The sequence below is a fragment of the Thalassobacillus cyri genome, assembly GCF_900107755.1.
GTDB lineage: Bacteria > Bacillota > Bacilli > Bacillales > Halobacillaceae > Thalassobacillus > Thalassobacillus cyri.
Window position 1 is genome coordinate 77,127 of sequence record NZ_FNQR01000017.1, and the last position, 13,890, is coordinate 91,016.

Genomic DNA, 13,890 nt, shown 5'->3' on the forward strand with positions numbered 1-13,890 from the left:
ATTTATTGTATAAAGCAGGACTTTAACGATGAATCTAGTAAAATATTATAGAGGGATGAAACGTGATGCGACAAAAATTGAAAAATATCGACTTTACCTTATTTATCATACCAATTCTTTTGACGGGTTTTGGCGCTGTAATGATATACAGTGCCAGCATGGTTTATGCCCCAGTGGTAATGGATACCACGAGTTACCACTTTTTGAAAAAACAGCTGATGTGGGGGACAATGGGATTCATTGTCATGTGTTTTTTTACCATATTTCCATATCGTCACCTGCAGCGGATGACAAAGATGATTGTCTTAGCAATGGTCACGCTGCTAGGGGGATTGTTCTTTTTTGGTAAAAATGTTAACAATTCGGTTTCCTGGTATGACTTGGGAGTTATGAGTTTCCAGCCGGCTGAATTTGTAAAAATCGGCCTGATCATATACTTGTCTTCCGTCTATGCTAAGAAACAGCAGTACATTGGGGAGTTTGGCAGGGCAGTAATCCCGCCGCTGATTCTGACAAGCTTGATTCTCGGTCTTATTCTTCTTCAGCCTGACATCGGTACAGCAGCCATTATTGGATTGATTGCCAGTTTGGTTATCGCAAGTTCCGGTATAAAGGGGAAGCATATAGCCCTCCTGGTTGGTGTTACCTTTGCATTCATCCTTCTGGCTGCCCCTCAGATGGTAACGGAAGAACGCCTTGCAAGGTTTTCGGGCGCCTTTAATCCATTCGAAACTCCAGATGGAGATGGTTATCATTTGATTCAATCCTATGTAGCCATCGGGACAGGCGGCTTGCTTGGCGAGGGGCTCGGTCAGGGAGTCCAGAAGCTTGGCTATCTTCCTGAGCCGCATACTGATTTTATTATGGCCGTCATTGCTGAAGAATTAGGGTTCATCGGGGTGGTCATCGTTATAGGGCTAATTGGCGGTTTAGTTTTACGGGGATTATACATATCCAGACGTTGCAAGGATACCTTTGGGGCATTGCTAGCCCTTGGCATTTCCGCAATGATTGGCATCCAGGCATTCATCAATCTTGGTGCAATGTCAGGAATGCTTCCGATAACTGGTGTACCCCTGCCTTTTGTCAGCTATGGCGGATCCTCACTGGTAATCATGATGATATCAGTTGGTATATTGAATAACGTCGCACTTACGGTCCGGGTGAAAGAAGAGCAGGGAACAAAAGAACGGCAGCCATTACCAGTCAATAATAGTAATCAAGGTACCAGCAATCAACTAGAACGACAAGGAGTGAGATCATGACTGAAACAAAGAAGATCAACAAAGTTTTAGTAGCTAATCGCGGGGAAATCGCTATTCGGGTTTTTCGTGCCTGTACGGAATTGAACATTCGTACAGTGGCTGTTTATTCGAAAGAAGATACCGGCGCATTCCACCGTTACAAAGCGGATGAAGCATATCTTGTCGGTGAGGGCAAAAAACCGATTGATGCGTATTTAGACATTGAGGGGATTATTGAAATAGCAAAAAGTGTCGGGGTTGATGCTATTCACCCTGGGTATGGTTTTTTATCAGAGAACATTCACTTTGCACGCCGCTGTGAAGAAGAAGGAATCATATTTATCGGACCCAGCAGTGAGCATTTGAATATGTTCGGGGATAAAGTCAAAGCCCGTGAGCAGGCGGTACAAGCTGGGATTCCTGTCATTCCAGGAAGTGACGGCCCCGTATCAAGCTTTGAGGAAGTAAAAGAATTCGGAGAGAAGCATGGCTATCCGATCATTATCAAAGCAGCGTTAGGAGGCGGCGGTCGTGGTATGCGGATCGTACGTAACCCTGATAATGTGCATGAAGCCTATGACCGTGCAAAATCAGAAGCAAAAGCTGCTTTCGGGAATGATGATGTCTATGTCGAGCGATTGATTGAAGAACCGAAGCATATTGAAGTTCAGATTTTAGGAGATGTCGATAAAAATATTATCCATTTATATGAGCGGGACTGTTCAGTTCAGCGCCGTCACCAAAAAGTTGTCGAAGTTGCGCCTAGTGTATCACTGACTGATCAGTTACGGGAAGAAATCTGTGACGCTGCAGTGAAATTGATGAAGAACGTCGACTATATCAACGCCGGGACTGTGGAATTTCTTGTTACAGACAATGAATATTTCTTTATTGAAGTCAATCCACGTGTTCAGGTAGAGCACACCATTACGGAATTGATTACCGGTGTCGACATTGTACAAACCCAGCTTAAAATAGCAGAAGGTTATTCGCTGCATGATGACTACGTAGGTATTCCTAAACAAACAGAAATCCGCACCCATGGATATGCGATACAGTCTCGTGTAACTACAGAGGATCCATTAAATAATTTCATGCCTGATACAGGTAAAATCATGGCTTACCGTTCCGGCGGAGGGTTCGGTGTCCGTTTGGATGCTGGGAACGGCTTTCAGGGGGCTGTCATTTCTCCTTACTATGACTCTTTGCTTGTCAAAGTGTCGACTTGGGCGCTGACCTTTGATCAGGCAGCCAAAAAGATGGTCCGGAACCTGAGAGAATTTCGGATAAGGGGTATCAAAACGAACATACCGTTCTTAGAGAACGTCATCCAGCATAACCAGTTCTTGTCGGGAGAATATGATACGACCTTCATTGATCGTTCCCCTGAATTGTTCGTATTTCCGAAACGGAAAGACCGCGGTACAAAAATGCTTAATTATATCGCGGACAGAACCGTCAACGGTTTTGAAGGAATCGAAAATAAAAAGAAACCAGTATTTGATAAACCGAGGATTCCGAAGGTCAGATATTCAGAACCATTACCTGAAGGAACCAAACAGATTTTGGATCAGCAGGGACCGGAAGGGTTAGCGAATTGGCTGAAAGACCAAAATGAGGTATTGCTGACTGATACTACGTTCCGTGATGCCCATCAGTCGTTATTGGCTACAAGAGTACGTACCAAAGATTTGGATATGATTGCAGAACCGACCGCACGTCTATTGCCTGACTTGTTTTCCGTCGAGATGTGGGGAGGAGCTACATTTGATGTGGCATCCCGTTTTTTGAAGGAAGATCCGTGGCAGCGTTTGTTGAAACTCCGTGAAAAGATGCCGAACGTATTGTTCCAGATGCTTTTGCGTGCCAGCAACGCAGTCGGTTATAAAAATTACCCGGATAACCTGATCCGTGAGTTCGTTGAAAAGAGTGCGACAGCAGGCATCGATGTCTTCCGGATTTTTGACAGTCTCAATTGGATCGATGGAATGAAACTTGCGATCGATTCTGTTCGTGAAAATGAAAAAGTAGCGGAAGCGGCTCTTTGTTACACTGGGGATATTTTGGATTCATCCCGCCCGAAATATGATTTGGACTATTATGTACGTATGGCGAAGGAATTACAAAGTGCCGGAGCACATATTCTGGGAATCAAAGATATGGCAGGGCTGCTGAAACCGGAAGCTGCTTACCAGCTTGTTTCAAGCCTGAAAGATTCGATCGATATACCGATTCACCTTCATACCCATGATACGAGCGGCAATGGTATTTTCACCTATGCCCGTGCGGTGGAAGCTGGAGTGGATGTCGTTGATGTAGCGACAGGTACAATGGCAGGCTTGACCTCCCAGCCAAGTGCAAACAGTCTCTATTATGCCTTGGAAGGCAATGATCGTAAGCCGAATGTCGACATCAAAGCATACGAGGAGTTAGGTCATTACTGGGAAGACATCCGTAAATACTATTTCGATTTCGAAAGCGGTATGATGTCTCCGCATACGGAAGTATATGAGCATGAAATGCCAGGCGGTCAATACAGCAATCTGCAGCAGCAGGCGAAAGCAGTCGGACTTGGGGCCCGCTGGGATGAAGTCAAGAAGATGTATCGGAAAGTCAATGATATGTTTGGAGACATTGTAAAAGTAACACCTTCGTCCAAGGTTGTCGGTGATATGGCGCTCTTCATGGTACAGAATGATTTGACAGAAGATGATGTCTACGACCAGGGAGATTCACTAGCATTCCCTGACTCAGTCGTCGAGTTCTTTGAAGGGTATCTAGGGCAGCCGTATCAAGGTTTTCCTTCTGAACTTCAGCGTATCGTGCTGAAAGGCAGGAAGCCGATCGAGGTACGTCCTGGTGAATTATTACCTCCAGTAGATTTCAACGAATTGCGCGATACTTTGTTCCATTCACTCGATCGTCAAGTCACCAGCTTCGATATGATCACCTATGCGCTTTATCCTAAAGTGTTCATGGATCATCATCGTTTCCATGAGCAATACGGTGACATGTCCGTACTCGATACGCCAACATTCTTCTATGGTATGCGTCTAGGAGAAGAAATCGAGGTGGAGATCGAGCAGGGGAAGACGCTGATTGTGAAGCTGGTATCCATCGGTGAAGCTCAGGCAGATGGGACCCGGACCGTCTACTTTGAATTGAATGGTCAGCCGCGTGAAGTGGTTGTCAAAGACAACAGCATCAAGTCAACAGTCCAGGAACGACCGAAAGCTGATAAAACAAATGAAAAGCATATCGGGGCGAGCATGCCTGGTACGGTCATCAAAGTTCTTTCTGAAAAAGGGGAGAAGGTTGAAAAAGGCGACCATTTGATGATTACAGAAGCCATGAAGATGGAAACAACTGTCCAGGCACCATTCGCTGGGCAAATCAAAGATATTTACGTCAAAAACAATGAAGCAATCCACGTGGGTGATTTACTGATTGAATTTGAATAATTGGTAAAAATAAGGGCTGGCCGCTACGTATATAATGGCCAGCCTCAATTATGGAAATAAGACAGCCGGTAAAAAAGAAGAAACATGGCTGTTACAATTTCGTTTAATTTGTAGTATTAACAGCATTGAAATGTAAAAAACACTTGCAAACGAAGCTGTTGTTTGCTAGAAATATATAGGGGATAATTATTGTAATCAATTCGTAAAACCCCTATTGCATAGGCATTTTCAACAAAATAAGGCAGAAGATGAGAAAGGCTTATCTGCCTTTTATTTTATTATGGAGGGTATTTTCACAAATTTGTCACATTCCATATAAAAAAGTGTGATTAAATAGATTGAAAATAAATTCCATGATACAATGGCGTTGATGCCCCATGGGCTATTTAAGGGCTGTACAGCCTTTATAGACCTTTTTGATACACCACCCGAAAAAAACACAGCTTCCATAAATGTCGAACAATTGTTTTATGAGGGAGGTAGAAGGAGGAAGATAAATTGATGAATAATACAAGAACAGTCGAAGCTGCATCGTCCCAGGTCATTAACCATTCGACTGTCAGCAAATCATCACTTTGGGCTGATATCATGAGTCTGATCAAAATCGGAATCATCAATTCCAATTTGATTACGACATTCGCTGGATTTTGGCTGGCCATCTACTTTACTGGGTCATCCTTCATAGCTCATTGGCCGACATTTTTGCTTACGATGGTCGGGTCCGCTGCAATCATAGCTGGCGGTTGTATCCTCAATAACTGGTATGATCGGGATATCGATCCAATCATGACCCGGACGAAAACACGTCCTACGGTAACTGGTTCTATCTCACTGTCTCACATCAAGACAATGGGGATCGTAGTTTCCGCACTTGGTTTTATCCTATTGTTATTTACCACTATCGAAGCAGCACTTCTTGGTGCCTTCGGATGGTCTGTATATGTATTCCTTTACACGATGTGGTCAAAAAGAAGGTATACGATCAACACGGTAATCGGCAGTTTCTCCGGAGCGGTTCCTCCGCTCATTGGCTGGGCAGCTATTGAACCTGGTCTTCGCTTAGAAGCTCTTATCCTGTTTTTGATCATGTTTATTTGGCAGCCTCCACACTTTCTGGCTTTGGCTATGAAGAAAAAGGATGAATACAAGGCAGCCAATATTCCGATGCTTCCTGTAGTTTATGGCTTCGGAATCACCAAGCGTCAGATGGTTGTCTATGTGGCGTGCCTATTGCCATTACCAATCTATCTAGCTTCTTTAGGATCCATTTTCATGATAGTGAGTGGTTTGCTGACCGCAGGCTGGTTAGTACTCGCAATCGCAGGCTTTAAAATGAAGAACGATATCAAATGGGCAACATGGATGTTCCTTTATTCCTTGTTATACCTGACAATTATCTTCCCATTGATGGTGATTGTCACCTTACCATATTAATCTAATCGGATGCGGGCTGAACCGCCTTCATCCGATTATGAAATAAAAGTAAAGCTAAAAAGAGAAAGAGAGGTAGTATTCATGAAAGGATGGATGGGAAAATTCCGTGCTCTGTTCTTGCTCGGATCGCTCTCCTTGATTCTATCAGGCTGCGGGGTTGATAAGTTAAGCGCGCTTAAACCTGATGGATATGGAGCGGAACTATTATACGATTTGATGATACTTAGTATTGCAATCATGATCTTTGTATTCATCGTCGTAATGGCCATTTATACATTTGTTCTGATTCGTTACCGTCGGAAAAAAGGCCAGGAGGATTTTATTCCTAAACAAACAGAAGGTAACAAAGTTCTTGAAATTATCTGGACAGTCATTCCGATTATCCTATTGTTAGTGTTAGCAGTACCTACAGTTCAGGCTGTCTTCGATTTGGCTGAAACATCTTCAGATGAAGCCGATATCAGAATCGATGTAACTTCAGCTCAGTTCTGGTGGCAGTTTGATTATGCTGGTGAAGAGATTTCTACCAGTCAGGAACTTTATATCCCTAAAGGGGAACGCGTGTACTTAACGATGAAGTCAGCAGACGTCATCCACTCCTTCTGGGTACCTTCCATCGCAGGTAAGATGGACACCAACCCAGGAGATAATGAAAATACGATGTACCTTGAAGCAAAAGAAGAAGGCGTTTACTGGGGGCAATGTACTGAATTGTGCGGACCTTCCCATTCACTGATGGACTTCCGCGTCGTTGTCGTCAGCCCGGAAGAGTATGAACAATGGGTGAACGACATGAAGAATGCGGATCCTGAAGCTACGCCAGATACGCAAGTAGCACAAGAAGGACAGGAAATTTTCCAAAACAACTGCATGAGCTGTCACGCAATTGGCGCGCAGCCTAAAGGCGTAGGTCCTAACTTGACTAACTTCGGTGACCGTGCCAAAGTTGCAGGAATTTTAGAACCTACGAAAGAAAATATAAAAAACTGGATTCTGAATCCGAATGAATATAAACCTGGCAACACCATGCCAGCGAATCTGGTTAATGAAGAAGAAGCTGGCAAAGTTGCTGAATACCTGATGCAATTGAAGCCTTCAGAAATTACACCTGAAAGTGCACAATAAATAAATGCTATGTGAGATATGTATGAAGTTTAGAGGGAGGTTAAAAGCGTGAGTACTGCAGTAGCGCAAAAGAAAGGCTTCGGCGCTTTTATCTGGGATTACCTGACTACCGTCGACCATAAGAAAATCGCACATCTTTATCTCGTCGCCGGCGGCTTGTTTTTCCTAATGGGCGGTCTAGAAGCAATGATTATCCGGATCCAATTGATGAAACCGGACAACGAATTCATCAGTGCCGGTCTTTACAACGAAATGATTACGATGCATGGTACGACTATGATCTTTCTGGCAGCCATGCCATTGTTATTCGCTTTAATGAATGCCGTCGTACCATTACAAATCGGTGCTCGGGACGTAGCATTCCCGTTTCTTAACTCTTTAGGTTTCTGGCTGTTCTTTTTTGGTGGCCTGATCCTTAACTTTTCTTGGTTTATGGGTGGAGCTCCTGATGCTGGATGGACAGCTTATGCTCCGTTATCAACTACATCCCCTGGACATGGGGTAGACTTCTATGTCATGGGCTTACAGATTTCTGGTGCCGGTACTTTAATTGGTGGTATTAACTTCCTGGTAACCATCGTAAACATGCGCGCGCCAGGCATGAGCTACATGCGTATGCCATTGTTCACGTGGACGGTATTTGTAACCAGTACCTTGATTTTGTTTGCATTCCCGGCATTGACTGTCGGTTTGTTCCTTATGATGTTTGACCGCATGTTCGGTTCTGTATTCTTTGATGTTGCAGCAGGTGGTAACGTCATTATCTGGGAGCACTTATTCTGGATTTTCGGACACCCGGAAGTGTATATTTTGATTCTTCCTGTATTCGGTGTCTTTAGTGAAGTTTTCTCTACATTTTCAAGAAAACGACTTTTCGGTTACTCAGCCATGGTTTTTGCGACCGTATTAATCGGTTTCTTGGGTTTCATGGTATGGGCTCACCACATGTTCACAACAGGGATGGGACCAGTAGCCAACTCGATTTTCGCAGTAACCACTATGGCAATCGCCGTACCAACAGGTATCAAGATTTTCAACTGGTTGTTCACCATGTGGGGTGGAACTATCCAAATGACAACAGCGATGCTTTGGTCGGTCGCATTTATTCCAACATTCACTATTGGTGGTATGACTGGTGTCATGCTTGCAGCAGCAGCAGCTGACTATCAATACCATGATACTTATTTCGTAGTAGCCCACTTCCACTACGTTATCGTTGGTGGTGTGGTATTCGGTATCTTTGCTGCCCTGCATTACTGGTGGCCGAAGATGTTCGGTAAAGTATTGAACGAAAAGCTAGGAAAATGGACGTTCTGGCCATTTTTCATCGGTTTCCATCTGACATTCTTCATCCAGCACTTCCTGGGTCTGATGGGGATGCCTAGACGTTACTGGAAGTTCCTTGAAGGCCAAGGGCTTGATACAGGTAACTTGATCAGTACAATTGGTGCTTTCTTCATGGCGCTTGGTGTCATCATCTTTCTATGGAATGTCATCTATACAGCGTTTAAAGAGCCAAAAGCATCTGCGGATCCATTTGATGGACGAACGCTGGAATGGTCAATTCCATCACCACCGCCGTTCTATAACTTTAAACAGACTCCATTGGTACGTGGTTTAGATGCACTATGGATCGAAAAATCAGAAGGTAAGAAGGCTATGACGCCAGCTGAACCGCTTGGAGATATCCATATGCCTTACGGTTCTATCTTACCGTTTGTCATGTCACTGGGACTGTTCATCGCCGGATTCGGCTTTATCTACCAAGTCGATAATCCTGTCTGGTTATCTCTTGTATTCATCGGTATGGGTATTACTTTAGGTGCCATGTTTGTACGTTCTGTCAAAGACGACCTTGGCTATCATATCCATAAAGAAGATTTAGAAAAGGGGGATGGCCAGCTATGAGTAACGAAGATATATTGAATCCGAAACAAATGCCACATGAACCAGAAAAAGCCACCCTTGAAGGCAAAAATAAATTCCTTGGTTTCTGGTTCTTCCTTGGGGGAGAAACCGTATTATTCGCCAGTCTGTTCGGTACTTTCCTGGCTTTGAAGGACTCGACAGCAGGGGGACCAGGTACAGAAGAGCTATTCGGTCTTGAGCTTGTATTCGTAATGACGATGCTCCTTTTAACAAGTTCATTGACAAGTGTGTATGCCATGTATCATATGAAGAACAATAACTTCTCTAAAATGATGGTATGGCTTGGCGTCACAGTCGCCTTAGGTTTCAGCTTCTTAGGTTTCGAGCTTTATGAGTTCTATCATTACATTCATGAATACGAATTTACCTTTCGCTCTTCTGCGTTAGGTTCAGCGTTCTACACGCTAGTTGGTTTCCACGGAGGACACGTGCTTTTCGGTCTTCTATGGATAGTCACCTTGATGGCGCGGAATGCTAAGCGTGGTTTAAACCTTTATAATGCGCCTAAATTTTATGTTGCCAGCTTGTATTGGCACTTTATCGACGTAGTATGGGTATTCATCTTTACAGTTGTCTACCTAATGGGAAAGGTGGGTTAATCCATGACAAAAGACACCAATTCCACACCTCATAATGAATTTGAAAAAGCAGAACACAAAGAAGAAATGAAACATCAGGTAATCAGTTTCGTCATGATGATCATTTTCACTATTGCTGCTTTCGCTGTTGTGGCTACCGATGCAATTGGTAAATACTTCGCTATTCCGATTATTCTATTGTTAGCGGTCGTGCAAGTCATTTTCCAGCTTTATTATTTCATGCACATGAAAAATAAAGGTCATGAAACACCTGCATTGATGATTTATGGCGGGCTCGCGGTCGCGTTCATGACTATTCTTACATTCACTACAATCATTTGGTGGTAAAATTTATGTAAAAGAGAGGTCGGAGCATGTTGTTCCGATCTCTTTCTTCAATTAACTGGATTTTTTGTCGCTTTTGTGAACTTTTGTGAGGTTAGGATTTAAAAGTCGAGAATTTTGACAGTTTAAGTTAAAATAGGTTATATAACGACCAAGATGGAGTGAACAGTTATGTGGTTAGAATTGCAGATTTTCGGATTCCGTGCGATGTGGAGTCCTTATTACTTCTTGTTTTTATTGCTCGTCGCGGGTATATATTTCTATTTGACTGGTCCTGGCCGTCATAGGTTCACAAAGGAAGGGCGTCCGTCAGGCAAACAACAAGCCATGTTCTATACAGGATTACTTGTCTTATATCTCATCAAGGGCTCCCCAATAGATTTGTTAGCCCATATTGTTTTTACAGCTCATATGACACAAATGGCGCTTTACTACTTGCTATTCCCGATTTTAATCATAAAGGGGATACCAAAGTGGATGTGGAAGAAACTGTTTAATCTGCCGGTAGTACGTCCGGTATTATTACTATTAACTAAACCCTTGATTGCTATATTGCTTTTCAATGGCTTGTTTTCGCTGTATCACCTGCCGTCTGTATTCGATTATGCTAAAACAGGTGAGTTTGTACACGCCGGGATTACTATCGTCATCTTAATAACTGCATTTTTAATGTGGATGTCTGTTTTTCCTCCGTTGGAAGAATTGGACCGTCTAAGTGAAATTATGAAGATTGGCTATATCTTTGCCAATGGCGTGCTGATTACACCAGCTTGTGCATTGATCATTTTTGCTGAGGCACCGATGTATGCGACGTTTACAGAAGGCGGACCATGGGTTCAGGCTTTGAGCCTTTGTGTTCCCCAGGACGTGTTGAATGGTATGGCCGGGCTTCGCATGAGTGGTCCGGAATTATTCTCACCACTTTCTCTTTTAGATGATCAGCAAACAGCTGGGATCATTATGAAAGTGGCACAGGAAATCATTTTCGGTACAATCATCGCTAAAATATTCTTTACATGGTTCAACAAAGAGCGTGATATCATCGATCCGTTGCCAGCTAATGTTCAACAAGATTCTTGATGGCCATGCGAGCTTTCCTGACTTGTCAGGAAAGCTTTTATTTTAAATAGGGTGCTTGTCTAAATCAGATAACTTTATTAGTATGAAAGAGAATTAGGATATTGCTTGAAGGGAATGACCGTCCATGCTTTTGTTACCTACGATCAGCACTTTTTTTATTGCGCTTAGCGGGACACTTGTAGCAATCGGCTGGGTGTTGATTGTAAAAGGGCATCGCCGCCGTCACAGACAAGTGATGCTGACTGCGGCAATCAGTGCGCTCTTATTTTTTATTATTTATTTGACGAGAACGATCCTGGTTGGGAATACGAGCTTCGGAGGACCTGAAGATGTAGAAATTTATTATACCATCTATATGATTTTTCATATTATCCTGGCTACTACAGGAGCGATATTCGGTATAGTTACGCTAAGGCTCGCTCTGAAACGTAAAATTACTAAACATAGGAAGATAGGACCTGTAACCAGTGTGATTTGGTTTTTCTCAGCTGTTACCGGTGTCATCGTTTATTTTCTTTTATATATCATCTACGAACCTGGAGAAACGACAAACGTCTTCCGAGCTATTTTCGGTTTCTAACCAAGGTATCGCATGAAGTCATAACCGATTTCATGCGATTTTTTACTAACTGGGGTACCAGGAGTGGAGGGGTTCGGTGTTCATTGAAACAGAAAGGTTACATATCCGCACATTTACGCTGCAAGATGCTCAGCTGTTGATGGAAAATAAAAGTAGGTTTTTTCTAGAAAAAAAAATTAATTATACGAAGGAATGGCCAAGCGATGGACTCCTTGCCTGGCTCCCTTTATATGTGGAGTCATTAGAGGCGGACAATCAGGAGTTTGGTTTTGGCCCCTGGTATACGACAGTACGGTCCGGCACTGCCTTAGTAGGGGATATTGGCTTCAAAGCTGTATCTTTTTATAAAGAACAAAGGGAGATTAGTTATTCGGTAGTAGCGTCTAAACGGGGGAGAGGATATGCGCAGGAAGCAGTCAGCGCGCTTACAGCCTGGGCATTTAACCAGCATATCTCCTTAATTACTGCTCAGTGTGACCGATATAATACCCCTTCTCTCCAAGTATTGAAAAAATGCGGCTACAGACTTTATGGAAAAGAAGGAACTATTTTATTGTTCAAGAAAGAGAGGAATCGACATGAGTGATGTGAAAAAAGTTACGGACGGAGAATATGATGCATGTTTGAAATTGGGTGAAAATGCTTTTAATTACAAGCTGACTCAGGAACAAATCAAAAATAGAAAATGGCAGATGGACAAGCAGGATATATTTGCAGTATATGAAGGTGATAGAATGGCGGCTAAACTCCATCTCCTTCCACTGCAAATATTCCTGAATGACAAGAAAGTCGATATGGGAGGCATTGCCGGGGTAGCGACCTGGCCTGAGCATCGACGAAAAGGTTATGTTGGTCAACTGATGAAGGAAGCATTGAAGACCATACGTGAAAAGGGTTATTCCTTATCATTACTGCATCCCTTCTCCATCCCATTTTATCGCAACTATGGATATGAACTGACCCAGTACACCTATACATACCAGGGCAGCATTTCCAATTTGATCGTCGAGCACCCTTCCTATGACGGGAAGTTGGTACGTGTAAATAAAGAGGAGGCACCAAGCCTTCTGAATGATGTCTATGAAAAAGCAGCTTCAGCTTATACGTTAATGCTGGCAAGAGAACCATGGTGGTGGGAACGTCGTGTCCTTACCGATGACACCCAAATCATTGCTTATGAATCACAAGGTCACATGCAAGGGTATCTATTGGCCGAAATGAAAAAAGACCGTTTAGTCATAGATGAATTTATCTACCAAACCAAACCAGCATTTCAGGCATTGCTTCAATGGATGAAGAACCATGATTCTATGACAGAACAAATTGAGATTTCCATGCTTCCCGGTGATTTAGATGCCTTCCATTTTGCGAATCCAAGATTCAAAGAAGTAAAGCAGCCTTATTTCATGGCAAGAATTGTGGATATTGAAAACTTCTTCAAGCTATATCCTTTTGCTGATTCATTAGACAATGCTCCCTTGAACATAAAGGTATACGATAAATATGCGCCTTGGAATGATGGCGTATGGCAATGTATCCCGAAAAAAGAAGGTATGGTGGTTGAGCAGACAAGCGATGAGGCAGATATAGAAACCGATGTAAAGACACTATCAGCTCTACTTTTAGGCAGCCTGCCAATAGAAAAGGCAATTTTCATGAACAAATTAACGGGAGATCCAAGCAGCCTTGCACGCTTATCCGGCTGGATACCGAATAATCAACCGGCGTTTCTCGACTTTTTCTAGCTTGCTGATTGTTAGAATTCTGAGAAAGCAAAATATCAAAAACGTCCAGGGTTTCTGCCTGGACGTTTTTTTATGAAGCTTCTAAGTACCAAAGAACGGTTCATCTTCTATTCTAGGGATAAATAATTTTGGAAAAGCGATCTACTTTCCCAAAATTTATGTCCCTAAGCAACGGAACAAGAAACCGGGTTGATTCACAGAACTGCTCCGTAAAAGTTTAGAAATAAAATACAATACTGATAAGTATGATTAAAGTATATCCTGCTATTCAATTATAGGGCCGAAAAGTCGAAGACTTGATTTCGAGATAATTTGGGTCCGTCGCCTAATTAGGAGAAGGGAGGCTGGGAAACGGTTCGCTTTCCTGTG

The 13,890-nt window shown here is 43.0% G+C and carries 11 protein-coding genes; all 11 read left to right on the forward strand.

Going from position 1 to position 13,890, the window contains the following annotated elements:
• The first annotated feature begins 65 nt into the window (after positions 1 to 65).
• The 11 genes from ftsW to BLV00_RS17315 all read left to right on the forward strand — a co-directional run bounded on the left by ftsW (position 66) and on the right by BLV00_RS17315 (position 13,521).
• Positions 66 to 1,265 carry a putative lipid II flippase FtsW gene (ftsW, locus tag BLV00_RS17265; RefSeq protein ID WP_093046208.1) on the forward strand — a complete coding sequence of 400 codons (1,200 nt, stop codon included), beginning with the start codon at positions 66 to 68 and terminating at the stop codon, positions 1,263 to 1,265.
• Positions 1,262 to 4,705 (forward strand): pyruvate carboxylase, encoded by a 3,444-nt coding sequence (gene pyc, locus BLV00_RS17270; protein WP_093046209.1) that lies wholly within the window; start codon positions 1,262 to 1,264, stop codon positions 4,703 to 4,705. The genes ftsW and pyc overlap by 4 nt, the downstream gene beginning before the upstream one ends.
• A gap of 501 nt (positions 4,706 to 5,206) precedes the next feature.
• A complete protein-coding gene (gene cyoE / locus BLV00_RS17275) occupies positions 5,207 to 6,139 on the forward strand; it encodes a heme o synthase (protein WP_093046223.1) in 933 nt (310 codons plus the stop codon).
• 81 nt (positions 6,140 to 6,220) lie between these two features.
• On the forward strand, positions 6,221 to 7,264 hold the full coding sequence (gene coxB / locus BLV00_RS17280) for a cytochrome c oxidase subunit II (protein ID WP_093046210.1): 1,044 nt from the start codon (positions 6,221 to 6,223) through the stop codon (positions 7,262 to 7,264).
• 48 nt (positions 7,265 to 7,312) lie between these two features.
• Positions 7,313 to 9,172 carry a cytochrome c oxidase subunit I gene (gene ctaD, locus BLV00_RS17285; protein ID WP_093046211.1) on the forward strand — a complete coding sequence of 620 codons (1,860 nt, stop codon included), beginning with the start codon at positions 7,313 to 7,315 and terminating at the stop codon, positions 9,170 to 9,172.
• Positions 9,169 to 9,792, forward strand: a complete 624-nt coding sequence (locus tag BLV00_RS17290; protein ID WP_093046212.1) for a cytochrome (ubi)quinol oxidase subunit III — start codon at positions 9,169 to 9,171, stop codon at positions 9,790 to 9,792. Before ctaD ends, BLV00_RS17290 begins: the two co-directional genes overlap by 4 nt.
• A 3-nt stretch (positions 9,793 to 9,795) precedes the next feature.
• Positions 9,796 to 10,119, forward strand: a complete 324-nt coding sequence (ctaF, locus tag BLV00_RS17295) for a cytochrome c oxidase subunit IVB (protein WP_093046213.1) — start codon at positions 9,796 to 9,798, stop codon at positions 10,117 to 10,119.
• A gap of 168 nt (positions 10,120 to 10,287) precedes the next feature.
• A complete protein-coding gene (ctaG, locus tag BLV00_RS17300; RefSeq protein ID WP_093046214.1) occupies positions 10,288 to 11,196 on the forward strand; it encodes a cytochrome c oxidase assembly factor CtaG in 909 nt (302 codons plus the stop codon).
• 124 nt (positions 11,197 to 11,320) lie between these two features.
• Positions 11,321 to 11,776 (forward strand): DUF420 domain-containing protein, encoded by a 456-nt coding sequence (locus BLV00_RS17305; RefSeq protein ID WP_093046215.1) that lies wholly within the window; start codon positions 11,321 to 11,323, stop codon positions 11,774 to 11,776.
• Positions 11,777 to 11,852: 76 nt separating this feature from the next.
• Entirely contained in the window at positions 11,853 to 12,362 is a 510-nt protein-coding gene (locus tag BLV00_RS17310; RefSeq protein WP_093046216.1) for a GNAT family N-acetyltransferase, read from the forward strand.
• Positions 12,355 to 13,521: a GNAT family N-acetyltransferase gene (locus BLV00_RS17315; RefSeq protein WP_176791687.1), complete on the forward strand. Its 1,167-nt coding sequence runs from the start codon at positions 12,355 to 12,357 to the stop codon at positions 13,519 to 13,521. Before BLV00_RS17310 ends, BLV00_RS17315 begins: the two co-directional genes overlap by 8 nt.
• The last annotated feature ends 369 nt before the right edge of the window (positions 13,522 to 13,890 follow it).